At 55.7% G+C, this 26201-nt stretch carries 27 protein-coding genes; 19 read left to right on the top strand and 8 right to left on the bottom strand.

Going from position 1 to position 26201, the window contains the following annotated elements:
• The first annotated feature begins 117 nt into the window (after positions 1-117).
• Complete coding sequence (locus tag B2T33_RS19770) at positions 118-813, top strand: SOS response-associated peptidase (protein ID WP_286792956.1); 696 nt, start codon at positions 118-120, stop codon at positions 811-813.
• A gap of 61 nt (positions 814-874) precedes the next feature.
• Here the strand turns inward: B2T33_RS19770 and B2T33_RS19765 are convergent, their stop codons facing one another.
• Together B2T33_RS19765 and B2T33_RS19760 are read right to left on the bottom strand one after the other, a co-directional pair.
• Positions 875-1054 (bottom strand): hypothetical protein, encoded by a 180-nt coding sequence (locus B2T33_RS19765; protein WP_063087136.1) that lies wholly within the window; start codon positions 1052-1054, stop codon positions 875-877.
• 207 nt (positions 1055-1261) lie between these two features.
• Positions 1262-2119 carry a universal stress protein gene (locus B2T33_RS19760; protein ID WP_064790082.1) on the bottom strand — a complete coding sequence of 286 codons (858 nt, stop codon included), beginning with the start codon at positions 2117-2119 and terminating at the stop codon, positions 1262-1264.
• A 340-nt stretch (positions 2120-2459) separates the two neighbouring features.
• On the opposite strand from B2T33_RS19760, the gene B2T33_RS19755 reads away from it, so the two are divergent.
• Positions 2460-2768, top strand: coding sequence for an ArsR/SmtB family transcription factor (locus tag B2T33_RS19755; RefSeq protein ID WP_008891308.1), 309 nt, complete (start codon positions 2460-2462; stop codon positions 2766-2768).
• 81 nt (positions 2769-2849) lie between these two features.
• Here the strand turns inward: B2T33_RS19755 and pdxH are convergent, their stop codons facing one another.
• Complete coding sequence (gene pdxH, locus B2T33_RS19750; protein ID WP_008891307.1) at positions 2850-3470, bottom strand: pyridoxamine 5'-phosphate oxidase; 621 nt, start codon at positions 3468-3470, stop codon at positions 2850-2852.
• A gap of 146 nt (positions 3471-3616) precedes the next feature.
• Here pdxH and B2T33_RS19745 point away from each other — a divergent pair, with 146 nt between their 5' ends.
• The 3 genes from B2T33_RS19745 (at position 3617) to B2T33_RS19735 (ending at position 6754) form a co-directional block, all read left to right on the top strand.
• Positions 3617-4093, top strand: coding sequence for an RT0821/Lpp0805 family surface protein (locus tag B2T33_RS19745; protein WP_008891306.1), 477 nt, complete (start codon positions 3617-3619; stop codon positions 4091-4093).
• Positions 4094-4309: 216 nt separating this feature from the next.
• Positions 4310-5239: a DnaJ C-terminal domain-containing protein gene (locus B2T33_RS19740; protein WP_008891305.1), complete on the top strand. Its 930-nt coding sequence runs from the start codon at positions 4310-4312 to the stop codon at positions 5237-5239.
• 171 nt (positions 5240-5410) lie between these two features.
• Positions 5411-6754 (top strand): mechanosensitive ion channel family protein, encoded by a 1344-nt coding sequence (locus B2T33_RS19735; protein ID WP_286792955.1) that lies wholly within the window; start codon positions 5411-5413, stop codon positions 6752-6754.
• Here B2T33_RS19735 and B2T33_RS19730 read toward each other — a convergent pair.
• Positions 6751-8109: a YihY family inner membrane protein gene (locus tag B2T33_RS19730; protein ID WP_286792954.1), complete on the bottom strand. Its 1359-nt coding sequence runs from the start codon at positions 8107-8109 to the stop codon at positions 6751-6753. The two genes, B2T33_RS19735 and B2T33_RS19730, sit on opposite strands and share 4 nt — an antisense overlap.
• 202 nt (positions 8110-8311) lie before the next feature.
• On the opposite strand from B2T33_RS19730, the gene fabI reads away from it, so the two are divergent.
• The 4 genes from fabI (at position 8312) to B2T33_RS19710 (ending at position 12487) form a co-directional block, all read left to right on the top strand.
• Positions 8312-9142, top strand: a complete 831-nt coding sequence (gene fabI / locus B2T33_RS19725; protein ID WP_008891298.1) for an enoyl-ACP reductase FabI — start codon at positions 8312-8314, stop codon at positions 9140-9142.
• A gap of 83 nt (positions 9143-9225) precedes the next feature.
• Positions 9226-10329, top strand: coding sequence for a chorismate synthase (gene aroC, locus B2T33_RS19720; RefSeq protein WP_286792953.1), 1104 nt, complete (start codon positions 9226-9228; stop codon positions 10327-10329).
• A 60-nt stretch (positions 10330-10389) separates the two neighbouring features.
• Positions 10390-11691, top strand: a complete 1302-nt coding sequence (locus B2T33_RS19715) for a hypothetical protein (protein WP_197145268.1) — start codon at positions 10390-10392, stop codon at positions 11689-11691.
• A 181-nt stretch (positions 11692-11872) separates the two neighbouring features.
• Entirely contained in the window at positions 11873-12487 is a 615-nt protein-coding gene (locus tag B2T33_RS19710) for an intradiol ring-cleavage dioxygenase (RefSeq protein ID WP_197145269.1), read from the top strand.
• Positions 12488-12517: 30 nt separating this feature from the next.
• Here B2T33_RS19710 and B2T33_RS19705 read toward each other — a convergent pair whose 3' ends face one another.
• Complete coding sequence (locus B2T33_RS19705) at positions 12518-13183, bottom strand: hypothetical protein (RefSeq protein ID WP_197145270.1); 666 nt, start codon at positions 13181-13183, stop codon at positions 12518-12520.
• A 116-nt stretch (positions 13184-13299) separates the two neighbouring features.
• On the opposite strand from B2T33_RS19705, the gene B2T33_RS19700 reads away from it, so the two are divergent.
• The 3 genes from B2T33_RS19700 to B2T33_RS19690 all read left to right on the top strand — a co-directional run bounded on the left by B2T33_RS19700 (position 13300) and on the right by B2T33_RS19690 (position 14992).
• Positions 13300-13917, top strand: a complete 618-nt coding sequence (locus tag B2T33_RS19700) for a TetR/AcrR family transcriptional regulator (RefSeq protein ID WP_197145271.1) — start codon at positions 13300-13302, stop codon at positions 13915-13917.
• 40 nt (positions 13918-13957) lie between these two features.
• The gene (locus B2T33_RS19695; RefSeq protein ID WP_286792952.1) at positions 13958-14434 is read left to right on the top strand and encodes a DUF2269 family protein; all 477 of its coding nucleotides are present in this window, start codon (positions 13958-13960) and stop codon (positions 14432-14434) included.
• Between the two features lie 129 nt (positions 14435-14563).
• Entirely contained in the window at positions 14564-14992 is a 429-nt protein-coding gene (locus tag B2T33_RS19690; RefSeq protein ID WP_286792951.1) for a GlcG/HbpS family heme-binding protein, read from the top strand.
• 34 nt (positions 14993-15026) lie between these two features.
• Here the strand turns inward: B2T33_RS19690 and B2T33_RS19685 are convergent, their stop codons facing one another.
• Positions 15027-15767 carry a TlyA family RNA methyltransferase gene (locus B2T33_RS19685; RefSeq protein ID WP_286792950.1) on the bottom strand — a complete coding sequence of 247 codons (741 nt, stop codon included), beginning with the start codon at positions 15765-15767 and terminating at the stop codon, positions 15027-15029.
• Positions 15768-15829: 62 nt separating this feature from the next.
• Positions 15830-16507, bottom strand: coding sequence for a GntR family transcriptional regulator (locus B2T33_RS19680; RefSeq protein WP_286792949.1), 678 nt, complete (start codon positions 16505-16507; stop codon positions 15830-15832).
• Positions 16508-16822: 315 nt separating this feature from the next.
• Here B2T33_RS19680 and dctP point away from each other — a divergent pair, with 315 nt between their 5' ends.
• The 7 genes from dctP to B2T33_RS19645 all read left to right on the top strand — a co-directional run bounded on the left by dctP (position 16823) and on the right by B2T33_RS19645 (position 24677).
• Positions 16823-17830, top strand: coding sequence for a TRAP transporter substrate-binding protein DctP (gene dctP, locus B2T33_RS19675; RefSeq protein ID WP_286792948.1), 1008 nt, complete (start codon positions 16823-16825; stop codon positions 17828-17830).
• A gap of 106 nt (positions 17831-17936) precedes the next feature.
• Positions 17937-18626, top strand: a complete 690-nt coding sequence (locus B2T33_RS19670) for a TRAP transporter small permease (protein ID WP_008891288.1) — start codon at positions 17937-17939, stop codon at positions 18624-18626.
• Positions 18627-18638: 12 nt separating this feature from the next.
• The gene (locus B2T33_RS19665) at positions 18639-19955 is read left to right on the top strand and encodes a TRAP transporter large permease (protein ID WP_008891287.1); all 1317 of its coding nucleotides are present in this window, start codon (positions 18639-18641) and stop codon (positions 19953-19955) included.
• Positions 19955-21271 carry a malonyl-CoA decarboxylase gene (locus B2T33_RS19660; protein ID WP_008891286.1) on the top strand — a complete coding sequence of 439 codons (1317 nt, stop codon included), beginning with the start codon at positions 19955-19957 and terminating at the stop codon, positions 21269-21271. Before B2T33_RS19665 ends, B2T33_RS19660 begins: the two co-directional genes overlap by 1 nt.
• Positions 21272-21283: 12 nt before the next feature.
• On the top strand, positions 21284-22810 hold the full coding sequence (locus tag B2T33_RS19655) for a malonate--CoA ligase (protein WP_286792947.1): 1527 nt from the start codon (positions 21284-21286) through the stop codon (positions 22808-22810).
• Between the two features lie 268 nt (positions 22811-23078).
• The gene (locus B2T33_RS19650; RefSeq protein WP_286792946.1) at positions 23079-23786 is read left to right on the top strand and encodes a YkgJ family cysteine cluster protein; all 708 of its coding nucleotides are present in this window, start codon (positions 23079-23081) and stop codon (positions 23784-23786) included.
• Positions 23787-23888: 102 nt separating this feature from the next.
• Positions 23889-24677: an SDR family oxidoreductase gene (locus B2T33_RS19645; protein WP_286792945.1), complete on the top strand. Its 789-nt coding sequence runs from the start codon at positions 23889-23891 to the stop codon at positions 24675-24677.
• A 78-nt stretch (positions 24678-24755) separates the two neighbouring features.
• Here the strand turns inward: B2T33_RS19645 and dxs are convergent.
• Positions 24756-26201, bottom strand: a 1446-nt coding sequence (dxs, locus tag B2T33_RS19640) for a 1-deoxy-D-xylulose-5-phosphate synthase (RefSeq protein WP_286792944.1), incomplete at its 5' end; no start/stop codon positions are given.

Below are 26201 nucleotides of genomic sequence, written 5' to 3'. Positions count from 1 at the left end.
AGCCTTGTACTGTAAGATTTTTCTGCAGTCACCGTCGCGATATATGCTGCCCCACAGGCATTTGGCAAGGGATGTGAAACAGGCTATGTTTTTGCCATTGTAAAGATGGGCAAGACCATGTGCAGCCGCTTTGATCTTAACAGCGATATCCGCGCCTTTCAGGTTCAGCTTGGCCTGGAAATGGAAGATATCATTCGCATGCCATTGCCCGACGGGTTCAATCGCAACGGACCCGATGACGAGGACGAAGACGCCGCCTTCGACAGCCTGACCGGTACGCGTCGGCCGACCGATCCGATAGCCGTCATTCTGCCACATCAAAAGGCCGCCATTCGATACTGGGGGCTGAGCATCCCGGGCATGAACAGCCCTATGATCAATGCGCGCGCCGAAACCCTGACCGAAAAGCCAACCTTCCGACCACTTTTGAACCGCCGCTGCCTGATCCCGGCAAACGGATGGTATGAATGGCGCAAGGACGGCACGGCAAAGCACAAGAACCGCATCACCCTGCCCGATCATCAACCGTTTCTGTTTGCGGGCCTCGAAAACGGTCGTGAGGCCACGATCATCACCTGCGCGCCATCGGGCTCAATCGCCCATATTCACAACCGGATGCCGGCTGTGATCGGCCCGAACCATCTGGCGTCCTGGCTTGATCCGCACATGGCGTTCGAAGATCTGGGATACATGCTGGGCCAGTTGCCCGATCATGTACTTTCATGGCAGGAAGAAAGGTCGGATCACCCCAAAACAGATCCCAATACGGATGCGGATGAGAAAGCAAACCAGATTGATCTGTTTTCAAAATAGGCTGCTTGGGCAGGCACGCGGCCTGTCTGGCCCAATCAGTCCAAAATTGGGAATAAGATGATTAGTCGCTGTCAACGTCGTTGGCCGCACACGGCGCCGCATTGCATGACTGCAACGCACCGCCAGCTTGACCAGACAGCAACGCAGCAAGATCAGGCACACCAACATTCGGATTGTTAAGTTCCTGTGCCAGGTCTTCGGACATCGAAGCGAAATCGATGATATCGCGCAATGACAACATGGGTTTTCCCCTGTCAGACGTTGATTTCCCACAATGCGAAACACCTCGTTCATCGGGGTTTCGTCACGTTCTTATTTCTGTAACCCTGTTCCTATTTATCCCGCAACGCAACAAAAAAAGGCGCATCGAAAATGCGCCTTTTCAGTCATATACCATCGGTTAGGTAATATAATTTCGCGATATCAGGCGCTTAAGCAGCCCCTTGACTTAGTGCATTATCCAAAGCGGCAAGGCACATTTTGCCAACATATCCTGCGTCACACCGCCAAGGATCATCTCCTTGAAGCGTGAATGGCTGTACGCCCCCAGAACAATGGTATCGGCACCGCATTTTTCTGCCTCGGAAATCAAGGTATTAGCAACCTGTCCGGTTTCCGTGCTTTCTACCACGGCCGCATCGACTCCGTGCCAGCTGAACTGTTCGGCCAGCGCCTTGGCGCACGCCCGGCCATAGGGAACCTCGCCGACACTGACAATCGTAACTTCCTTGGCATTGCGCAACATCGGCATGGCGGAAGTAACCGCGCGCGCGGCCTCGATCCCGCCATTCCAGGCGATCATGACTTTTTCACCGATGGTCGCCGGGGTTACTTCAGGTGCCACCAGGATCGGACGTCCGGTTTCCATCAGGGCCGCATCAAAGGTCAGCGATGCGGAGGCTTCCTTGGGATCCCGGCCAATCACCACCAGATCGAAAAGTCGCCCGCGACGGGCCACTGTTTCATCTTCGCGCCCGCTATCCTTGCGCCAAGCGCAGGTCGGTTTAGCATCTGCGCTCGGTGTGTTGGACTCTTCAATGCCGGCCTCTTTAACGGCGGCGGCAAAGGATGCCTTGCCGCTGGCTTCGCGTTTTTCGGTTTCGGTGGTGGCGGCCTGGATCATTTCTTCGATAATCAGGCCCGACATGCCTTCGCCAACAATCGGAATGGCGTCTTGTGGCTCGGCCGCAACAAAAAGCGCCTCAAGATGCGCGTTGAATGACTTGGCCAGTTTAAAGGCCGTCGCCATCACACGTTTGTCGATTGCCGTGCCTGCTACCGGTGCCAGAATGGTGCGAATTGCCATGTTAACTACTCCCGCCTGTCGAACAGGTCATTGAACCTGCCTGAAATACCGACTGATAATGCCTTTACTGCCAAGCAGTCTGAGGTCTTTTGCCCCAGCTTTCTTTGTTCAAGATCAAAAATTTGCGAAAGTTATTATTATTCTTATACTTTGTTGATGTCGGTGGTTGGTGCCAGATCGGTTTTTCTCAATCGACCATGCACAAAATGATTGTAACATGAATGCCAACGATTACGATGACGCTTTAAAGATCGAGATATTATTCTCTTGGGTAGGATACCGGGCATTCAAAGCAAAAATGCGACCTGGTGTGCAGAGTTAAGAACGGGGTTACTCGCGGATGGACTATACGGCACTGCACGAGAATGCACGTGAAGCTGCAGAATTTCTCAAAACGCTCGGCAATGAGTGGCGTCTGCTTATTTTGTGCTCTCTCGGCGACACGGAAAAATCCGTTGGCACGCTGGAAAATGAACTGGGCATCAAACAATCCGCCCTGTCACAGCACCTTGCACGCCTGCGCCGCGAAGGGCTTGTAAAAACCCGCCGCGATGCGCAAACAATCTATTATTCGCTGGCCAATCCCGACATCATGAAGATCATCGCTGTGCTGCAGGACACCTTCTGCCCGCCAGAACCCGCAGTCTAAAACGCACCGATCAAGAATACAAAAACGCACAAGGCTTGATCACCTTGTGCGTTTTTTGCGTTTTGGAGTCTCGTGGCGTCCTTACGGAAACAGCTTTTGCGTATCCCAGCCGCTATCGGCGTCATCGCGGGTAAACAGCTTGCGGTCATGCAGGCGGAATTTGCCCTCTGCCCAGAACTCGATCCGGTCCGGGACAAGGCGATAACCGCCCCAATGTTCCGGGCGCGGCACTTTGCCAAGACCAAATTTGGCGGTGAATTCCGCCACCCGCTTTTCAAGATCAAACCGGCCACTCATCGGGCGCGACTGAATGGATGCCCACGCCCCCAACTGGCTGCCACGCGGGCGGGATGCGAAATATTCATCTGACTCGGCCGCATCGACCTTGGCAACCTTGCCCTCGATGCGCACGCACTTTTCAAGCGTCTTCCAGTGGAAACAAAGGGCGGCAAAGCCGTTCTCGGCCAACTGGTCGCCCTTGCGGCTTTCATAGTTGGTATAGAAAACAAATCCGCGCGGATCAAAACCCTTAAGCAGCACAATGCGCGCCGACGGGCGACCTTGCGCATCGGCAGTCGCAAGCGTCATCGCATCCGGATAGGCAGTCTCAACCTTTTTTGCGTCCGCAAACCAGGTTTCGAACATGTCGAACGGGGCATCGTGGGGTTCATGCCCAATTTTTGGCGCATTTTTCTCGTTCATTGCGAAAGGATTTCCTTTGGCTGATTAAATTTGTTGCCGTCAGGACGACATATTTCGGAACTACGGTGGCAGCAACAACGTTGGATCAATATATATACCCAAAGAATATCGGTTGGGACTGTAAAGACAAGATGGGCAAATTAAACATGAAATTCCGTCAGATCGTTATCCCGGTGGTCATGACCGCCTTTATCGCTGGCTGCGCCCAGGATCAGGGTCAGAAGCAAACGGCCGGCACACTTCTTGGTGCCGTCGGTGGTGCCGTCGCAGGCGCACAGTTCGGCAAGGGCAGTGGCCAGCTTGTCGGTGTTGCGCTTGGTACGCTTGCCGGCGCCTTTATCGGCAGCGAAGTCGGCAAGTCGCTTGATAATGCCGACCGCGCCATCATGGCAAAAAGCACCCAGCGCACGCTGGAAGCCACCCCGACAGGTCAAACCACCACTTGGAACAACCCCGATACCGGTGTTCAGGGTACGGTGACCCCGACCCGCACCTACCAGGAACCGAAAACCCAGGAATATTGCCGCGAATACCAGCAGACGGTGATGATCGGTGGTCAGGAAGAAACGGCTTATGGCACCGCCTGCCGTCAGCCGGACGGCAGCTGGAAAGTTGTCAACTAAGCCTTGCTAAAAATCTGAAATGACAGGCGGTGCGATCCTTGCGATTTGCGCCGCCTTTTCATATCTGGTCATCGGTTCGGGTGGCAAACCCGCCTTAATCTCATTGTTTCGGATCAGATGCGGCAAAATGGTTCATCTTTTGCGGCGCATGATCTAATAATGAACACAACGTGCAAATCACATAACGTGCTTTTAGTTTCTGGAACCGGTCAGTAAATGCAGGATCCCTACAAGACACTTGGCGTCGCCAAAAACGCCAGTCAGGAAGAAATCAAAAAGGCCTATCGCAAACTGGCGCGTGAACTTCACCCCGATGTCAATCCGGGCGATGCCAAAATCGAAGAACGCTTCAAAAAGGTATCGAGCGCCTATCACCTTCTCGGTGATGCGGAGCGCCGCAAGAAATTCGACAATGGTGAAATCGACGCCGATGGTCGCGAAACCAGCCCGTTTGCCCGTGGCGGCGGACATGCCGGTGGCGGCTTTGGCGGCGGTGATCCGTTCGGCGGCTTTTCCGGTGCCAATGCCGAGGACATCTTTGACGAAATTTTCGGCAAGGGACGCGCACGTTCTGGCGGCGGCGGTTTCGGTGGCTTTGGCGGGGAACGCAAACCCAGAAAGGTCAAAGGCCCGAATATCTCCTATGAGCTGAGCCTTGATTTCGCCGAGGCCATCCTTGGCACGACAAAGCGGATCAATCTCGCCAGCGGCAAAAGCCTTGAGGTCCGCATTCCACCCGGAAGCGAAAACGAACAGACCCTGCGCCTTAAAGGCCAGGGGATGGCTGGCATGAATGGTGGCGAGGCCGGTGACGCGCTGATCAAGCTGCATGTCCATCCGGATAAAACCTTCCGGCGCGAAGGCAATGACCTGCATTGTGATCTGGCAATCAGCCTGCCCGAAGCCATTCTGGGGGGCTCGATCGAAGTGCCGATTGTCGATGGCAAGGTCAATATGAAGCTGCCCGCCAACGCCAACAGCGGCACCAAACTGCGCCTGCGCGGCAAAGGCGCGCCTTATGACCGGGGCAACAAACGCGGTGACCAATATGTTCACCTGACGGTCAAGCTGCCCGAAGAACGCGATGATGAATTGGTCGAGTTCATCAAGGACTGGTCTGAAAAGCATCCCTACAAGGCGCGCTAACCCATCCATCCAAAGCCGGCATTCGCCGGCTTTTTTCTTGGTCCGTTGGCACTCGGGGTTGGGCGATACAAAAGGCCCTGCGTTGAAAGGTGCCTGTTAATCCCGTTCCGTGTTACCATATTGTTTTAACGGGCTTTGTCGCAAAGAACGAAACCGATCATCAGGGACAATATGGAACAGCTCAGCAATCCGGACATCTATTTGCAATGGCTTGAACAGGCAATCGCCTGGATCTCTGCAAATGTCCTGCTGGTCCCGATCCTGATCCAGATTGCTGCCTGCCTGCTTGCCACCATCCCGGCCTTTTTGCTGCGTGGTCGTCTGGCGTCGCTTCTCGCACGCTTGCAGGACTGGAAGCCACTTTTACCCTATGCCGGGTTTCGACGCTTTGCGCTGGTTCTGCCCAGTCTTGCCTTCCCGCTGATTTTTGTCATTGCCATCTGGCTGCTCGATGCCATCGCCATTCAGGCTGGCTACCGCCATAACATCATCCGGTTGGTGGCAAGTCTTCTGAATGCGTGGATTGTCATTCGTCTGGCCGCCGCCATTGTCAATGATCCTGTCTGGTCACGCACCATTGCCACCGTCGCCTGGACGTTGGCGGCACTCAACATTGTCGGATGGCTGGAACCAGGTATCGCAATCCTTGACGGGCATGCGATTGAATTCGGCGAGTTCCGCATTTCGATCTATGGCATCATCAAAGCCGTTTTATCCCTTGCGGTTTTGCTGTGGGTGGCATCCTTTGCCTCACGCCTGTTTGAACAACGCATCCGCAAGGTCCATCACCTGACGCCCTCGGTGCAGGTCCTGATGGCAAAGCTTCTCAAGCTTGTCTTGCTGTCGATCGCCGTTTTGTTTGCGCTTTCGACCATGGGGGTTGATCTGACGGCACTCGCCGTATTTGGTGGTGCAGTTGGTGTCGGGATCGGCTTTGGTCTGCAACGCATTTTTGCCAACCTGATCAGCGGCGTGATCCTGTTGCTTGACCGTTCAATCAAGCCCGGCGATGTCATTGCAATTGGCGATACCTTTGGCTGGATTCAGTCACTGGGCGCGCGCTACACCGCGGTTCGAACCCGCGATGGCACGGAATTCCTGATCCCGAACGAAGATCTGATCACCAATCAGGTCGAAAACTGGAGCCACTCGGACGTCAAGCTGCGCCTGAAGGTACCGGTCGGCATTTCCTATAACTGCGATCCCCACCTTGCGATCAAGCTGTGTAACGAGGCGGCGGCAAAATGCGCACGCGTGCAGGACAATCCGGGGCCCAATACCCTGATGCGCGGTTTTGGTGACAACTCGGTCAATCTTGAAATCCGGTTCTGGATCAACGACCCGCAAAACGGACGCGGCAATATCATCAGCGAAGTTTTGCTCAATGTCTGGGATGCGTTCATCGAACACGATATCGAAATCCCGTTCCCGCAACGCGATTTGCACCTGCGCAGCAGCGATGAACCGATCCGCGTCGAGATGACCCACGCCAAAGCCCCCGGACGCAACGACTAACTTATGATGTCAGTCATGTCTTTCTGATTGATATCGTCTTGTTTCTCGTGATCCGGGTCTTTCTCGATCTGTTCGGGGATTTTATCTTCGGGCCGCGGGGTATCAAGCAGATCGCCCACCTTCACATCCAGAACCGTTTTGCGTTTTTCTTCCAGTTCGATCAGGCGTTCGCGCATGGCAATCGGCCAGCCGCTATCGGTCTGCACGACCAGCAACCGGTCGTAATCCAGAAACAGGCCAAGGCGGCTCATCAGATCCATCAACGAAATCCGCGACAGGTCCCCCGACAGCAGCCAGCGATGATTTTCGGAACGATCAATCAGCTTTTCGCGCCGCAATGCTGCTAACGCCCAGTTCAGATCACGCCCACCCAGTTTGACGTCGCGCATCATCCTGCGATAGGTCGGCGGCTTGTCGGCCTCGTGGAAACGACTTTGCAGATATTCAAGAACCCGCAGCACGGCGATGATCCGTTCCATATGCCCCGGCACCGCACCGCGCGGATCGGGGATCAGGCCGGCGGCGCGTGCCGCACGCCACTCGGACCGCGCGGCTGCCACCTGCGCGCCCAAAAGGATCACGATCCAGGTCAGATACATCCACAGCAAAAAGATCGGCACAATCGCGACCGCGCCATAGATGGTCTGATAGGTCGGGAATGTCGTGACGTAATACGCGAAGCCCTTTTTCAGGCTTTCGAACAAAACGGCGGCCACCACGCCACCGGCCACACCATCAACAATCTCGACCGAACGGTTCGGCATGCCGATAAACAGCAATGAAAAGGCCACCGCCGACAGGACAAACGGCGCAAGAAACGTCAGTTGACCGATATGCTCGGCAACCGCTTCGCCACCCACCAGGTATCGCATGGCAAAGAAATAGGACGCCAGTGACAGGCTAAGCCCCAGCAACATCGGCCCAACCGTCAAAAGTGTCCAGAACACCACCAGACGCGACAGCAATTTACGCGGGCTGGTCACGCGAAACACATCGTTCATCGCCCCTTCGATGGCGCTGAGCAACATCACCGCCGTCAGTCCCAGCACAATCGTGCCAATCGCCGTCATCTGTCCGGTATTTTGCAAGAAATTGCCAAGATAGTCTGTGACCTGCGCGCCGGTTTCCGGCAGGAAATTGTTCAGGACCACGGTCATGATTGTGTCCTTGAACTGATCAAAAACCGGAAAGGCCGACAAAACCGTCAAGGCAATTGCCAGAAATGGCACCATCGCCAAAAGCGTCGTATAGGACAAACCGGCGGCACGCTGTATGGATTTGTCATGGACAAAACGCATACCGGCATAGCGCCAGAATGCGGTTCGATCAGCGAGCAATTTCTGAATTTCGGCCATTAAACGCTTATCCCCACGCATTTTCCGGTTATACTGCACCTGATCAACAAGATAGCGTGCCTGCACACGTTATGACAGGTCAGATTGACCTTGGCCGCGCTTTGTGTAGGATGCGCAAAATGTCTAATGCCTTCTGGGCCGGTCGCGGCTTTTCTTGAATGCCTCTACCTGCCAGAGAGAGATCGTGGGAACGAGAGGAAATATGAGCCTGTCCACCGACAATATTTCGGGCCTTATGGCCGGTAAACGCGGCCTGATTATGGGTGTCGCCAACGATAAATCGATTGCCTGGGGCATTGCACGTGCGGCTGCTGCGGCCGGTGCCGAAGTGGCCTTTACCTTCCAGGGCGAAGCCCTTGAAAAACGTGTGCGCCCGCTCGCAGAGTCTGTTGGCAGCAACATCGTTCTGCCATGTGACGTGACCGATGCGGCCAGCATGGATGCAGTGTTCGAGACGCTTAAGGAAAAATGGGGCAAGCTTGACTTTGTCGTGCATGCCATCGGTTTCTCCGACAAGAACGAACTGCGTGGTCGCTATGTCGATACCTCGCCGGAAAACTTTGCGCTTTCGATGAACATCTCGGTCTATTCCTTTACCGCGATCGCACAGCGCGCGGAAAAACTGATGACCGATGGTGGTTCGCTTCTAACACTTTCCTATTACGGCGCAGAAAAGGTCATGCCGCATTACAACGTCATGGGCGTTGCCAAGGCGGCCCTTGAAGCCAGCGTCAAATACCTTGCCAATGACCTTGGCCCGGATCGCATCCGCGTCAACGCCATTTCGGCGGGCCCGATGAAAACCCTTGCTGCATCCGGGATTGGCGATTTCCGCTATATCCTGAAATGGAACGAATACAACTCGCCGATGCGCCGTAACGTCACACTTGATGATGTTGGCGGATCAGGTCTGTACTTCCTCTCAGACCTTTCGACCGGTGTTACGGGCGAAACCCATCATGTCGATTGCGGTTACCACACCGTTGGCATGAAACAGGCAGACGCACCTGACATCACTGTCCAGAAATCCTGATCTGGGCCTGATACGATTTTGCGGGCTGCCCTGATGGGCGGCCCGTTTTGTCTCTTAAATATTTGAATTCTGGATAATCGGTTATGGCTGGCAACAGTTTTGGAACACTTTTCCGCTTCACCACCTTTGGCGAAAGCCACGGCCCGGCCATTGGCTGTGTCGTTGATGGTGTGCCGCCCCTGCTTGAGCTCACCGAGTCCGATATTCAGAATTATCTCGAAAAACGCAAACCCGGCCAGTCGCGCTTTACCACACAGCGCCGCGAACCTGATCAGGTCAAAATCCTTTCGGGCGTGTTCGAAGGCAAGACTACCGGCACACCGATTGGCCTTCTGATCGAAAACGTTGATCAGCGTTCCAAGGATTATGGCGAGATCAAAAACCAGTTCCGCCCGGGCCATGCCGATTACACCTATTGGGAAAAATACGGCACCCGCGATTACCGCGGCGGCGGCCGTTCGTCGGCCCGCGAAACCGCCATGCGGGTCGCCGCCGGTGCAATTGCCCGCAAGGTGCTGGGTGATGACATCAAAATCCGTGCGGCCCTGGTCAAAATGGGCACCAAGGAAATCAATCGTGCGAACTGGGACTGGGCCGAGGTTGATAACAACCCGTTCTTCTGCCCCGACCCCGAAGCCGTTCCGGTGTTCGAGGAATATCTTGATGGCCTGCGCAAGGATGGATCATCTGTTGGTGCAGTGATCGAAGTCGTCTGTTCCGGTGTTCCGGTTGGTCTTGGTGATCCGGTTTATGACAAGCTTGATGCCGATCTGGCCAAGGCGATGATGACGATCAATGCCGTCAAGGGCGTTGAAATCGGCAACGGCTTTGAAGCCGCCGAACTGACCGGTATCGAAAATGCCGATGAAATGCGTCTGGGCGAAGATGGCAAGCCCGTCTTTGGCTCCAACCATGCCGGGGGGATTCTCGGCGGAATTTCATCAGGTCAGGACGTTGTCGTGCGCTTTGCCGTCAAACCGACCAGCTCGATCCTGACCCCGCGCAAAAGCCTTGATATCTATGGCAAGGAAGTCGATGTCGTCACCAAGGGTCGCCATGATCCGTGTGTTGGTATCCGCGGCGTTCCGGTGGGCGAAGCGATGGCTGCAATCACCCTTGCCGACCACCTTTTGCGCCACCGCGCACAGTGCGAAGGCTGGAACAGCAACAAGCATTTTCCAAGCTAGTTTTCGGGCCAGTTTTCCGACGCAATCGGAACGGGCGAATATCGCATCACAACTGGTTTCATGCCGCGTCTAAGTGGCATGAACCCGATATTGCTCAAAACCCTGATCCAACTTGCTGCGTCCAACAAAAAACCGGCTCCCAGCGGAACGGTTGGCAGTGACGCGCAGCTCAAAAATCGCATCGTCCTATTTGCGGACGAAGCCGTCGCCCTGCCCGACTGGGGGATTTCAGGGCTGCCGTCCATGATCCTCGGCGCGGCACCGCAAACCTGCCTGTTCGTCAGCGACCTCACTGTCGATGATGACGGCGATGACAAGGACGATACCGGCGGTTCCGATAGCAACAGCGATGACGCGTCCGATGCAACGGCCAGCGGATCGGTATCTTTCTCCCTGACCATCAAGGCCCCGCCTGCCGCCGACAGCAGCCTTAAGTCGCGCACCATTGTCTGGAAGCTGACATTGCCCGTTGCGGGCTTTCGCGATGTTCAAACAGGTGCCAGCACCCCGCCCGTGCACGCCCCTGTGATCAAAACCCGCATCAAGCTGGGTGGCGTTATCCGTGATGTCGAAATCGGCCTTCTGGAAATGGGTCCTCTGGATCAACCACTTCTGATCGGCAAGGACACGCTATCAAACAAATTCCTGATCCGCCCCGACCGGCCCGAAGATCAGAAGATGCCAGCCGCCCCAACGGTTGACCTGACACCGGCACCCGCCGAGACGCCAAAGCCTGACGGCAGCCAGCCCGACCCAACGTCGGAAAAGGATCAACCGGCAAGCACAGGCGATACAGATCCCAAGGCAAAATCCGGGGACCAGACCGACGACAAGGACAAAGCCGCTTCTCCATCGGACTCGGGCGCGGGGACGAAGCCTCCGGCAACGGATACCACGGACACCAAGGCAACCAACGATACCAAAACTGATCCGGACAACAAGGCCCCCGACGAAACCGCCAAAGCCGCACCAACCGAGACCACGACGCCAGACGCCCCTGCGGCGTCTGATACGTCAAATGCGGCACAGGTAAACGATCAGCCTCAGGATCAAGAACAGCCAAAGTCCGAGGCAGGCGATGCCGCCACCGCCCCGGTGCCACAACCCTCTTCCGACGGCACGCAAGCGTCGGACGCGCCCCAAACAACCGCATCGCCGGAAAGCCAAGCGGCGTCAACCGATGCCACCTCCGCCGAAACGACGGACAAATCAGAAAACGCAACTCAATCCGACACAACACAAGCTGAGCCTGCAAGTTCGCAGTCAGACTCAGATGAAGACAAGACACCAACCCAACCTGCAGATACTCCGTCCACGACCGATACGGCTCACCCAGCGGCCCCGGAAAAAGAACAATCCTGATAAGCCTTTAAACCATAAGCGCCAGACTCCCCTCGCGCCATCCGATAACGGGTGGCGCATTTTTTTTTGCTGATCGAAGTAATTTTTGCTGCACGCCATCTTGTAGTTCTGCTGGGTGACCACATCTAACTTTCATAACAAAAAAACGAACCCCAAACGCGGTTGGGAAAAGGCAAAACCAATGACCATCGATCTGGACTTATCCCGTCTGTCGCGCAGGTCTGCGCTTAAGGGCTGGTTTGCCGCAGGCTCGGCACTTATCGGCAATTCCATTCTGTCACCGGTCTCCGCTGCCAGTGAAAAGACCCTGCTTGCGACCCCTACCTGTGGGGAGGATATCGGACCGACACGCGCCATGACCGAAGGCCCGTTCTATAGCAAAAATCCACCGGAGAAACGCAACTTCCGAACGCTTGGCAACGGCACGCCGGTGACCCTGCTAGGCTATGTGCTGAACTCGGCCTGCACGCCGATTGCCAATGCGATTGTCGATCTGTGGCATGCGGACTCAGATGGCCGTTATGACAATCAGGGCTTTAACATGCGCGGCTATCAGCGCACTGACGGCCAGGGACGCTATTACTTCGATACCATCCGCCCGGCCGAATATGCCGGACGCACCCCGCACTACCACGTCAAGATCACCCCGCCCAATGGCCGAACCCTGACCACCCAGCTTTATTTCCCGGATGAACCGCTTAACGAGCTTGATCACCTGTTTGACAGCGCGCTTCTGATGAACATGCATCCGGCAAGTGACGGCGAAATCGGCCGGTTTGATTTCGTTCTGGGCTGATGCCTGGTCACGGGTATCCCTAACCGAGATTTATGGTTTTACAATCGGGTAATCATCCAAACTGCTGCCATCAGGGAGGCGATTATTTTCTGGTTTGATCAAAGCGATACCAAATTCCAAATCCTCATGGCCTGTTGGGCCGACAATTACTAGCGCACGCCGAATAGCGCCCGATTCATCAAACAATATGTACGAAACCATACCTGGTCTGTCGGGTGGAAGATCGATCTGTTTAGTTCTTCCAACAAGCGTGCTCGCCAAAGCTGATTTCGTTACATCTAAGCTTTGGTCGGTCATTGAAACCACGCAAGTTTTGTTTTCCACCAAGGTCAACAATACGTCCACACTATTGTAATCCTTGTGCTCATACTGCCAAATACTGGCTTCGCTCTCTGGAAACGCTGCGTCTATTCGCTCCTGAGAAACAAGGTAAGGCGCAATCTGGGGATCAGTAACAAGTACAGAAAGGTCGTCTAGGTTAGCAATACAACGCTTGTTGAATTCATCCGAAGCAAGGCCTTGTGGCACTTCATAAGTTGCAAGCTTCCATAGCTTTCCTCCCGCCACGGTAATTACCAATGCAACGAAGAAGAAAATCCAGAACCTTCGCTTTTCTTTGCGAGTCTCACCAATCACCTTACTAACACCTTTTTTAGATTCTCGTGTCGCGAGCATATATAAACCTGATGCACGCAAAACCGTATCTCCGAATTCAGTCTTCGTCGATCTGAAAGATCGAAATGGGGTTGCACAAACTTGGCGCGACGGATAATGTTAATAAAGTTAACATAAGAAAAACGAGTTACGTGCAAATGGGAAAGTATCACCACGGTGATGTCCGGAATGTCCTCCTGCAACAAGCTGAAAACATCCTGACGAACGAAGGCCCGGCTGGTTTGTCGCTACGCCGTCTGGCGCGGCTGACCGGTGTGTCGGAAGCCGCCCCCTATCGCCATTTTGACGGCAAGGATGGCATTTTGGCGGCAGTTGCGATTGCTGCCTTTGAAAGGTTCGCCGAACAACTTGAAAGCGCTGCGGAAAGTCACCCCAATCACGAAGAACGCATCATGGCGCTGGGGGCTGCCTATGTGCAGTTCGCGGTCGAAAACCCGCAGCATTTCCGTCTGATCTTTGGCCGCGAACGCCCGCCACTCGATCAATATCCGGAACTGCGCGATGCCGCCGATAACGCCTTTGACGTCTTGCAACGCGCCGTCACATCGGTTGATCGCAAGGCCGAAATGACCCTGGCCGAGGCCGCCAGTGCCTATAACCGGGCACTCGCCGCATGGAGCCGGGCACACGGCATCGCTATGCTGGTGATTGATGGCATGATCGTGCCGCCCGCCGATCAGGATCTTTCAAGTTTTGTTCTGGGCCTTCTGGCCGAAGACCTGACCATGCCGGTCAACACCGACAAAGCCCCTTAACCCTTAACGGGCAGCCGCCTGTTACCAACCGGAAAATCAGATGGAATACGCAACCGTCAAACTCATACACGTCATTGGCGCCATACTGTTTTTGGGCAATATCATCGTATCCGCCGTCTGGAAAATACAGGCAGACCGGACCAACAACCCGGTCGTCGTCGCCTTTGCCTGTCGCCTGATCAACGTCACCGACCTTGCCTTTACGGCGCTTGGTTCGGCCCTGATCGTGATTGGTGGTATCGGACTTTTTCATGCGACCGGAATCGCGCTCTCGGATGCGCCCTATCTGATCTATGGCATTGGTCTGTTTGGCATGGCAGCGATGCTGTGGTTGGTGGGATTGCTCCCGCTTCAGATCTATATGTCAAAGATCGCGGCCAGGACCGTCGCAAACGGCGAAACCGAGATGCCCGCAAGCTATGAGAAATGCCGCAGGCTGTGGAACATGGTCGGGCGGATTGCCATCCTGTTTCCGCTGGGCGCCCTTTACCTGATGATCATGCGTCCCGACTTCTAAGTGGTGGGCGCAACATGCTGCGCCTTCCACCATACGGAAAGCCGTTTTATCTGATTGATCGGCTTTTGGCGCAGGCCCTAAGATGCCGCCAGTTAATCGCATCAAAGAAAACGTCCCGGGAGAAGTCCAATGCTGACCATCAAACGCCTGTCCATTGAGGATGCCTATATCCTGATCGAAGGCGCGCGCAACCGCGCCAATGAAATCGGGGTGCCGATGTGTATCGCGATTACTGACGAATCCGGTGTGCTGATCGCGTTTGAACGCATGGATGGCGGCAAGGTCACCAGCACCACCATCGCCCAGGACAAATCCTTTACCGCATCGGGCGCGCGCAAGGGCACGCATGAGTATGCCGCGAGCGCCCAGCCGGGCAAACCGGCCTATGGTATCGATTCCGAAATTGGCGGCCGGCTGTCGATTGTCGCGGGCGGCCTGCCAGTGTTCGTTGATGGTGAATGCGTTGGCGGTATCGGCGTCAGTTCCGGCACCCCGCCGCAAGATCAGGATTGCGCACAGGCCGGTATTGATTTCTTCATGAAGAAAATCGGCAAGTAATCTGATGAGGACGGATGGGAATCAGGCCTGTTGATCAGGCCGCTTTCCGCCCGCAAATCAGGAATTCAACATTGCCTTCGGGACCGGTGATCGGGCTTTTGGTAATGCCAAGCACTTCCCAGCCCGGAAGATTGGCAAGCCAGTCGGAAATGGTATCGCAGACTTCCTGATGCAATTCGGGTTCGCGCACGACCCCCTTTTTGCCAACCCGTTCCTTGCCAACTTCAAATTGCGGCTTGATCAACGCAATCAGATAGCCGCCCGTCTTGACCCGCTCCATACTGGCCGGAAGCACGGTACGAAGCCCGATAAAGCTGGCATCGCAAACAACGATATCAATGTCATCAGGGATCTGTTCTTCGGTCAAATGCCGCGCATTGGTCTTTTCCATGACCACAACGCGGTCATCATTACGCAGCTTCCAATCAAGCTGCCCCTGCCCGACATCGACGGCATAAACCTTGGCCGCCCCGTTCTGAAGCAGAACATCGGTAAAGCCGCCGGTGGATGCACCGACATCGACCGCGATAAAATCGGTCACGTCGATCTCGAACTCGGCCAACCCTTTTTCAAGCTTGAGCCCGCCGCGTGACACCCACGGATGTGGCTGCCCGCGCAGCGTAATGGAAATGTCTTCCTTGCACGGCATGCCCGGCTTATCGAGCCGTTGCTCGCCGCTAAAGACATTGCCTGCCATGATATAAGCCTGCGCCTTGGACCGGCTTTCCACCAATCCGCGTTCCACAAGCAACTGATCCAAACGTTTCTTTGCCATGAGCGCGTTTTAACGTACCCGCCCAAAAAGGTCACGCATTTGGTGTCGCTTTTAAACCGGAATTAGCTGGCCAGCGGTTCGAGGTATCCGCGCGGCACAATCGCCAGAAGATCATTAAGCGACTCACCCTGAACCGCCACATGCTGCTGCATCAGTTTGCCTGCCGTCTCGGCCTCGCCATTGGAAATGGCACTGAGGATATCGGCATGTTCATTGTTGGATTTCTTGACACGTCCCGGACGGTGCAACTGCAGGCGACGATAAGGAGCCAGTCGGTTGCGCACATTCTTGGTCTGACGTTCAAGGAAACTGTTGCGGCATCCGGCATAGATCGCCTCGTGGAAGCGGACATTGGCCTCGTAATAGGCGTCCGCATCGGCATGATCCTTAAGCCCGCTGCACTCTTCGGACAGCGCAATCAGGTTTTCGATATCCACACGCGGCATGCGTCGTGCCGCCAGCCTCGCACACATGGCTTCAAGTTCGGCCATGACTTCGAACATTTCAATCAGTTCGGCAACCGTGATCGAGGCAACAATGGTGCCACGGCGCGGCATGGTCGCAACCAGCCCCGAACCGGCAAGCGTCTGAAGCGCTTCACGCACCGGCGTGCGTGACACACCGAACCGTTCGCTTAACGAACGCTCGTCAAGTTTGTCGCCAGGCTTGAGCACACCGGTCACGATATCGCGCTCAAGTTTCTGGACCAGATCAGTGGCAAGCTTTCCGTTTTGCGACATGTGGGACCTCGTTTATCGTCACTTACTGGTATACCAGAACACATATTCTGGTACCAATCAAAGCCTTTTCGATGTCGTCTTGCGGTGTTTTTCTGCTGCATTGCAAAAGTTTAAACCAAGTTTTCCAAAATAGTTGGGCAAACACTACGGCGCGGATTTGTGGCACTGCAAAATGACGTTCTGGTATACAAAATTGCGTGGACAGCATGCCAGAAATCTGTAACGCTTTTCCTCAATGCAAATACCGCATCAATAATAAGAAGCGCAAAAGGCGCCAAATGCACGTAAACGCATGCTTCATCCGGGAGGATAAAGATGAAGATTTTCAAGAAGACTCTTACGGCGTCTGTTGCCGCCATCTCCATGTCTGTTGCTGCCTTTGGCATGTCCGCATCTGCTGGTGCCGAGACGCTCAAGCTGTCTCACCAGTGGTCGACCAGCGATATCCGCCACAAGGTTGCAGAGATCATCGCCGATGAAGTCAAAGCTGCAAACGTTGATCTGGAAATCCAGATCTTCCCGTCCGGCTCCCTGTTCAAGGCAAAAGAACAGTGGACCCCGATGACACGCGGGCAGCTCGACATGATCGTTTATCCGCTGGCCTACGCCGGTGGTCGCGTTCCGGCTGCGAACCTGACCCTGATGCCGGCACTGGTCAAAAACCACGATCATGCCAACCGCATCAACGAATCCCCGTTCATGGCTAAAATCGAAGAACTCCTGAACGAAGATGGTGTTGTAACCGTTGCCAAAGGTTGGCTGGCTGGTGGCTTTGCCTCGACCAAGGGCTGCATCCGCAAGCCGGAAGACGTAAAAGGCCTTCAGATTCGTGCCGCCGGCAAATCGTTCGAGCAGATGCTTGAAGGTGCCGGTGCATCCATCGCCGCCATGCCGAGCTCGGAAATCTATCCGGCCATGCAGACCGGCGTTCTTGATGCCACCAACACCAGCTCCTCAAGCTTCGTTTCCTATCGTATCTACGAGCAGGTCAGCTGCTACACCCCGGCCTCAGGCAACGCACTGTGGTTCATGTATCAGCCGGTCCTGATGTCGAAGAAAAGCTACGACAACCTCAATGATGCGCAGAAAGAAGCCCTGGCTGCTGCTGCGAAAAAGGCCGAGGAATACTACACCACCGAAGGCCGCAAGCAGGACTCTGACAGCATCGCTGTCTTTAAGGAAAACGGCGTTGATATTGCCGAACTGACCGATGAAGACTTCGCTGCATGGCAGGCTCTGGCCAAGGAAACCTCCTACAAGAAGTTCGTTGAAGAGACCCCGAACGGTCAGGAACTTCTTGATATGGCACTTGCAGTCGAGTGATCGGTTCTTGACGTGAAGTGATGGTGGTGCCGGTCTGTCCGGCACCACCCCATTCCTCATAATACAAAAATATAGACCAATACGGTTCCGTCAGAGGAGAACGCGCGTGTCGAACGCCATGTCCCCGCACCCACTTCCGATTGATCTGCCAGACGATTTCACGCAGACACCAAGTGCGTCGCATTCCGTTAAATCAGATATGCCTCCCCCGCCTGATGTCGAGCCGATCGACCATCAAAACGCCATGGCCGCAAACCGGTCCCAGGCGCCAAAGGGCCCGCTTGATGGCGTCATTTCTGCCATCCATTTCTTATCGCGCATTTGCGGGATCGCATCGGCAAGCATGTTTGCCATTGCGATGCTGATCATCTGCCAGCTGGTCTTCATGCGCTATGTGCTCAATGAATCCACCGTCTGGCAGACTGAGGCCGTCATCTTCCTGATGATCGGGGCCACCCTGGTCGGCCTGCCCTATGTTCAATTGCTGCGCGGTCACGTCAATGTTGACCTGTTCCCGATGTACCTCAAACGCGGCGCACGCATGACCCTTGCCATCCTGACCCTGTCATGTGGCATGGCGATCAGTGCCCTGTTTGGCTTCTATGGTCTGGAACTGGTGATAGAGGCCTATGAAGGCGGCTGGTTGTCTGAAACCATCTGGGCCGTCGCACTCTGGAAACCCTACACCGCGCTGCCGATTGGCTTTGGCTTGCTGTTCCTGCAATTCTTTGCCGATTTCCTGTCGCTTATCACCCGCAGATCGACACCGTTCGATATTCGCGACGACATTTCCTAAGGAGGCCGCATCATGGATCCCTTGCTTCTTGCGGCCGTTGTTGGCATCGCAACCACCCTTGTTCTTTTCTCCGGCATTCCGGTCGGTATTGGCCTGCTTCTGGTCAGTGTTGGCTTCATCATCACCTTTGATGGCACCGGTTCGCTGCCGCTGTTGCCGGAAATCCTGTTCGGCAAACTCGAAAGTTTCGAAGTTCTCGCCATCCCGATGTTCATCCTGATGGGCGCGGTTGTTGCCTCGTCTCGGGCCGGTGGTGACTTGTATTCTGTTCTTGATCGCTGGCTGACCCGTATTCCCGGCGGGCTTGTGATTTCAAACCTTGGCGCCTGCGCGATCTTTTCCGCCCTGTCGGGTTCGTCGCCTGCCACCTGTGCCGCAATCGGCAAGATGGGCATCCCGGCGATGCGCGAACGCGGCTTCCCCGATACGGTTGCGGCCGGCTCGATTGCCGCTGGCGGTACGCTGGGCATCCTGATCCCGCCAAGTGTCACCATGATTGTTTACGGCATCTCGACCGAAACCTCGATCGGGCGCCTGTTCCTTGCCGGTCTTCTGCCGGGTCTTCTGGTCACCGCCCTGTTCATGGCCTGGTCGCTCTATTCGACCTGGCGTCAGGGTAATGCCCAGGCCGCCCTTGGTGTTGTCAAATACACCTGGAAGGAAAAGTTTGAAATCCTTCCGCGTGTTCTGCCCTTCCTTGTCATCATTGGTGCGGTTCTGTTCGCCCTTTATGGCGGTGTTGCGACACCTTCGGAAACGGCCGGTGTGGGTGCACTGTTCTGCCTGATCACCGCGATGATCGTTTATCGCATGTGGAAACCGGGTCAGCTTTGGAATGTCATGCGTGACACCACCAAGGAATCCGTGATGATCCTTTTGATCATCGGGGCTGCTGGCCTGTTTAGCTACATGCTGTCATCGCTGTTCATCACCCAGTCGATTGCACAGTGGATTTCCGCCCTTGAGGTCAACCGTTGGGTTCTGATGGGCTTCATCAACGTGTTCCTGCTGATCAGTGGCTTCTTCCTGCCGCCGGTCGCAGTCATCCTGATGAGCGCACCGATCCTGCTGCCGGTGATCATCAATGCCGGTTTCGATCCTTACTGGTTTGCCGTGATCCTGACGATCAACATGGAAATCGGCCTGATCACCCCGCCGGTTGGTTTGAACCTGTATGTCATCAATGGCATTGCACCCGATATCCGCCTGCAGAGCATCCTTAAGGGCGCCTTCCCTTACGTGATGTGCATGATCGCAGCGATCATCATTCTGTGCTTCTTCCCGCAGATCGCCACCTGGCTTCCGGAAACCATCATCGGAGGACGCTAATGTCAGGCATGTCTGTCAAAAGCTGGCTTTCAAGCATTGCCGACCGTGGTCGTGAATTGCTTGATCTGCCACTCTCAACCCCGCAGGACCCGCTCAAGCAGCTTGGCGCCATGTGCAAGGACCTTGTTTCGCAAAAGGGCGAGGCACGTGGCACCGCGGCTGCACGCGAAGTGGTGCGGCTTTGGGAAAACCTTCCCGAAGAAGACCATCTGGCCTTCTTCCGGATGATGCAAAATGACTTTAGTGCTGATCGCGCCAAGGTCACCAAGGCCGCCGAGGCCTTTGCCAAGGACCCGTCCGAGGCAAACCTCGCCGTCCTGACCCAAACGTCGGAGCCGATCCGTCAGGAACTGCTGCGCAAGATCAATATGGCGCCGGGCGGAACGCGGGCCATTGTCGATATGCGTGAAACCCTGATCGCACTTCTGAAAAACAACCGCGATCTTGAACCGCTCAATGCCGATATGCAGCATCTGCTGACCAGCTGGTTCAACCGTGGCTTCCTTGAGTTGCGTCACATTGATTGGGATACCTCGGCGGCCATCCTTGAAAAACTGATCCGCTATGAGGCAGTCCATGAAATTCAGGGCTGGGAAGATCTGCGTCGTCGTCTGGCAACCGACCGAAAATGCTTTGCCTTCTTCCATCCGGCCATCCCAGATGATCCGCTGATCTTTGTTGAAGTCGCCCTCGTGCACGGCTTGGCCGATAGCGTTCAGGCGCTTCTGGCCCCGGAAATCGATGAAAAGGCCCCGGAAACCGCCAATACGGCGATCTTTTATTCGATCAGCAACTGTCAGGCGGGCCTTAAGGGGATTTCGTTTGGCAACTTCCTGATCAAACAGGTGGTCGAGGAACTCAAACGCGAATTCCCGCAGCTCAAACAATTCGCCACCCTGTCACCCATTCCGGGCTTCATGGGTTGGCTGCGCACCCGCCAGAAAAGCAAGGCCGACGATGCCGAACTTGCCGGTCAGGTGCTGGACGGGCTTAGCGAAGACGACTGGATCAACGATCCGATCAAGGTCGCCAAGCTGCAAAAACCGACTTTGGCGCTGTGTGCCACCTATCTTGCCACCTGCAAACGCGGCAAGTCCCCGCTTGATCCCACTGCCCGCTTCCATCTGGGCAATGGTGCACAGCTTGAACGCCTGAACTGGCTTGGCGATACCTCCGAAAAGGGTCTGCGTCAGGCGGGCGGCATGATGGTGAACTACGCCTATCACCTCAATGATATCGAGAAAAACCACGAAGCACTGATGAATGACGGAAAGATCGCCACATCGAAATCCGTCGCACAGCTTGCCGGAATTTAAACAGGTATGACCATGTCAGATAATCTTCTTCAAACATTTCTGGACCGTTTTCCGGCCGACAAATCCCGCACGTTTCTGATTGAACGTGACGGCACCGAACGCAGTTTTTCGTGGCTGCTTGATCGCACCGGTCGTTATGCCGGCGTGCTGGCATCCCATGGTGTGGTCAAGGGTGACCGCGTTGCCGCTCAGGTCGACAAATCATCCGATGTGATCGCGCTCTATCTGGCCTGCCTGCAACTTGGCGCCATTCACCTGCCGCTCAACACCGCCTATACCGGTGATGAAATCGCCTATTTCCTTGGTGATGCCGCACCGCGTGTCTTCGTCTGCCGTCCGGCCCATATCGATGCGGCCAAGGAACTGGGTGACAAGAATGACGTCGCGGCTGTCCTGTCGCTTGGTTCAAACGGCGATGGCAGCCTCAATGACGAAGCCGCAAACGCCACCGCCATGACCGACATCGTCGCTGCCGACAAGGATGACGTTGCCGCCATCCTGTACACATCGGGCACCACGGGCCGGTCGAAGGGCGCAATGCTGACCCACAACAATCTGGGCTCGAACGCCAAGACGCTGCATTCCGCCTGGGGCTTCAAGCCGGGTGATACTTTGCTGCATGCCCTGCCGCTGTTCCACACCCACGGGCTGTTTGTTGCGATCAACATCATGCTGATGAATGGCGGCAAGGTGATCCTGCTTCCGAAATTCGATGCCGATGACGTGATTGAACGCCTGCCGCAATCAACCGTCCTGATGGGCGTTCCGACCTTCTATACACGCCTGCTGGCCCATCCGAAATTCACCAAGGATGTTACCGCCAACATGCGTCTGTTCGTCTCGGGTTCGGCCCCGCTTCTGGCCGAAACCCATGACGCATTCTTTGAACGCACCGGTCACAAGATCCTTGAACGCTATGGCATGACCGAAACCTGCATGAACACGTCCAACCCGCTTGATGGTGAACGCCGTCCGGGTGCGGTTGGCCCGACCCTGCCGGGGATCGAGGCACGCGTTTGTGACAAGGATGGCAATGTTCTGGGGGCTGGCGAAATCGGTGTACTTGAAGTCCGTGGCCCAAACGTTTTCAAGGGTTACTGGCAAATGCCGGAAAAAACCGCGTCCGAGTTCCGGTCTGACGGCTTCTTTATCACCGGCGATCTCGCCACCATCGGCGAAGACGGCTATGTCACCATCGTTGGCCGTGACAAGGACCTGATCATTTCCGGTGGCTTTAACGTCTATCCCAAGGAAGTCGAAGAAGTCATCGCTGAATATGACGAGGTCGATGAAGTCGCGATCTTTGGCCTGCCGCACCCCGACTTCGGCGAAGCCGTTGCCGGTGTGATTGTGGCCGCGAATGGCGATCAGGCCGACCCCGAAGCCATCATCAAACGCACCCAGGACAAGCTGGCCAAATTCAAGGTGCCCAAACGCATCTGGGTGATCAAGGAACTGCCGCGCAACACCATGGGCAAAATTCAGAAGGCCCAGCTGCGCAAACAATACGAAGACACCTTTACCTCCCCTGCAGCATAAGCGTTGCAGTCTTATACTCCCGCTGCCCAGAGCCTTTCCTGCTAACAGAAAGCTCTTTCCCGCAGCACCCATCGGGTCTCTGACCCTACCTCCCCGGCCGGATTTATCTGGCCGGTTTTTTTTGCCTGCACGGCCAAAACCCGGACGTCACGAAGTCCGCCGTTATGCAATTTTTAGGGAATAACGCCAAACAATGCTAAATTAGATAACGACCAACAACCAATCTGAAGGCCTGTCGTAGGGACCAGCACGAAAGTAACTGGGATTGATGACCAAGCTTGATGACGCAATAGACCGAGTTTCGCGCAACATCGCCCAGACCGGCGCCCTGACGACCGAGGCATCACGGCGCTACGAACAGATGTTTGCCGATTTCCGCACCGAACTGGACCACGCCCTTGATGCGGCCGATACGCTTGCCGGTGCCGCGGCGGCCACCATTGCAATACTCGAACAGGCGTCTAGCCTCTTGCGCCAAAGCTTCCCCAACCCGCACCCGCGCGCCTGTCGCGATCAATGCAGCGCCTGCTGCCACCTGTTTGTCAGTGTCCCGCCAGGTGTGACCGACCTGATCGCCGCCTACATCACGGCAAATTTCACCACGCCACAGATCGATGCGCTGAAAGATCGCCTGCGCAATGCCGCAACCGACATCGAACAGTTTACAAAGACCAGTGACGTCCGGGTGCGGTGCCCGTTGCTTGATGAACAGGATCGCTGCAGCATCTACGCCATCCGCCCGCTGACCTGTCGCGCCTTTACCTCGGCCAATGCCGGTCTGTGCCATGCCATGGTGTTTGGCGACAGTGCGCAACAATCCACCCGCATTGATCAGGATCCCGGCCATTACCGCCTGCATATCGCAGCAACCGAGGCCCTGCAAAATCTGGCAACCCGTCGCGGCCTTAACGGGCGTCAGGAGGGCTTCGTTCACGCCCTGCTCGATCGGCTTGAAAACGGGTCAGCATCCGCCTGATACAAACGCCTTGCAATTTCGCGCAAACAAGACCATTTCCCCAGAGTTCCTCAAGGGCTGCGCATCCGCCCGGCCTTGCCATCAAAACCAAATGGGGCAGACATGGATAACCCGTCCGCAAAATCACCGCGCGCGGCCTTTGTCACCGGTGGCGCCCAGGGCTTGGGCCTTGGCATCTCAAAGCATCTTCTGGGCCTTGGCTGGAAGGTCGCGATGTTTGATCTTGATGCCGATGCGGGCGCGGACGCGCTTGATAGCCTGACAGACGCTGAACGCGACCGCACATTGTTTCTGCAGGGCGACGTCGCCCATGAGCCCGACGTCAAACTTTGCATCCAGCAATGCGTTGACCGGTTTGGCCGCATCGATGGCCTGATCAACAATGCCGGCATTGCCAATCCCCATGTTCCCAACATCGAAGACCTTGAATGGGATCAATGGCAACGCGTGATCAATGTCAATCTGGGCGGGGCGTTTCTGGCAACCAAACACGCGGCACAGCACCTGCGCGATACCAAGGGCGCGATTGTCAATATCGCCTCCACCCGCGCCTTCCAGTCAGAGGCCAACACAGAACCCTATGCCGCATCCAAGGGTGGCATCGTTGCCCTGACCCATGCGCTGGCGGTCAGCCTTGCGGGTGATATTCGCGTCAACGCCATCGCACCGGGCTGGATCGAAGTTGGCGACTGGCAGAAAAACGCCAACAAAACCGAACCTGACCACAGCGAAGCCGACAAGGCCCAACACCCGGTTGGCCGTGTTGGTAAACCCGAAGACATCGCACAAGCCGTCTCCTTCCTGCTGGATGGTGATAAATCCGGCTTCATGACCGGCGAAACCATCCGCATTGATGGCGGCATGACGCACAAGATGATTTACGTCGACTGACGAACGCCAAAAACGAAAAAGGCCGGTCTGTCATTTCCGACAACCGGCCTTTTGTTTATCTCGAAATCTTTGACCTGATCAGGCGCGCGCCTTGCTTTCGCTCATTCCAAGCGCGCCAAGCGCGGTCTTGACGATGGCCTTGGCATCAAGCCCGGCCTTCTCGTACTGGATTTCCGGCTTGTCATGATCAATCAGCGCATCTGGCAACGCCATGGTGCGGATCTTAAGCCCGTTATCAAGCAACCCGTGGCCTGCCATATGTTGCAGGACCATCGCGCCAAAGCCGTTGATCGAACCCTCTTCGATGGTGATCAGGACTTCGTGGTTGCGCGCCAGATCGGCAATCAGTTCATGATCAAGCGGCTTGGCAAAGCGCGCATCGGCAACCGTCGCAGGCAAACCCCTTGCGGCAAGGTCTTCGGCGGCAATAAGCGCCTCGGCCAGACGCGTACCATAGGACAGGATGGCGATCTTGCCCCCCTCGCGCAGGATACGGCCCTTGCCGATTTCAAGGACTTTGCCCTCGGCCGGCATTTCAACGCCAACACCCTCGCCCCGCGGATAACGGAACGCAGATGGTCGATCATCAATCGCCCAGGCGGTCGTGGTCATATGGACAAGCTCTGCCTCATCAGCGGCCGCCATCAAAACAAAGTTCGGCAAACAGCCAAGATAGGCGATGTCATAGGCCCCGGCATGGGTCGCCCCATCGGCCCCGACCAGTCCGGCACGGTCCATGGCAAAACGCACCGGCAGGTTCTGGATCGCGACATCATGCACGACCTGGTCATACCCGCGCTGCAGGAAGGTCGAATACAGCGTGCAGAACGGCTTGTACCCTTCGCACGCCATCCCGGCGGCAAAGGTTACGGCGTGCTGTTCGGCAATCCCGACGTCAAAGGCACGATCGGGGAAATGATCGGCAAAGATGTTAACCCCGGTGCCCGATGGCATTGCAGCCGTGATTGCCGTGACTTTCTCGTCTTTTTCCGCAAGCTTCACCAGCGTTTCGCCATACACCTTGGTGTAGCTCGGCGCATTCGGGGTCGGCTTGGCCTGCTTGCCGGTGACAACGTCAAACTTGGCAACGCCATGATATTTATCCGCGGCATTTTCCGCCGGGCCATAACCCTTGCCTTTTTGGGTGACGGCATGGATCAGGATCGGGCCATCAACATCGGCATCGCGCACGTTTTTCAACACCGGCAACAGATGATCCATGTTGTGACCATCAATCGGCCCGACATAGAAGAAACCCATTTCTTCAAACAGCGTGCCGCCCGTGACCATGCCACGGGTATATTCTTCAAGCTTGCGCGCCGCCTCTTCGATCTGACGCGGCAGATGCTTGGTCAGGCCCTTGGCCGCATTGCGAAGCCCCTGATATCCCTTGCCCGAAATCAGGCGCGACAAATAACCCGACATCGATCCCACCGGCGGGGCAATCGACATGTCGTTATCATTCAGGATCACAATCAAACGCTGATCGGTGGCGGCGGCATTGTTCATCGCCTCATAGGCCAT

Origin of the sequence: Thalassospira sp. UBA4513, from assembly GCF_002388495.1 — a bacterium.
GTDB classification, from domain to species: Bacteria; Pseudomonadota; Alphaproteobacteria; order Rhodospirillales; family Thalassospiraceae; genus Thalassospira; species Thalassospira tepidiphila.
This window is presented reverse-complemented; position numbering and strand designations above follow the sequence as displayed.